The organism is Clostridium sp. CAG:43, assembly GCF_000434655.1.
Classification (GTDB): Bacteria; Bacillota; Clostridia; order Lachnospirales; family Lachnospiraceae; genus Otoolea; species Otoolea fessa.
The window spans coordinates 21,182-21,514 of sequence record NZ_FR895072.1 but is presented as its reverse complement, the minus strand read 5'-3'; the positions used below and the strand labels follow the sequence as shown (position 1 = coordinate 21,514).

Here is a 333-nt window from a genome sequence, read left to right as displayed (position 1 = left end):
AGAAAAGGCAGAAAAAACGGTGTATGGTTCGCCGGTCCAGACGATTGCGGTGCCGAAAACAAAAGATGGAATCTCAATGACAGTGGGAGACGCGATCACTTCCATTCTGGATTTTTATCATACCCATCCATATATCAGCTATGGCGGTCTGGACGCGGTGCATGAGTCTTCGGATTCGTTTGAATTTACGGTATATGCAGGAATTTTAGGAATACCGGAGAATTTCATGGTACTGGGAAGTGATCCGGAGAAAGACAGCCTGATTTTTCACCGGGCAGAGTGGCTGCCGGAGAATATGGAAATGTGTCCGCGTTATGTGTATATACCATATTC

Annotated in this window: 1 protein-coding gene; it reads left to right on the top strand. The window is 45.9% G+C overall.

Features of this window, described 5'->3' with window-relative positions; genetic code table 11:
• A partial coding sequence (locus tag QVO97_RS05860) for a hypothetical protein (RefSeq protein WP_288189109.1) occupies nucleotides 1-333 on the top strand: 333 nt, incomplete at both ends.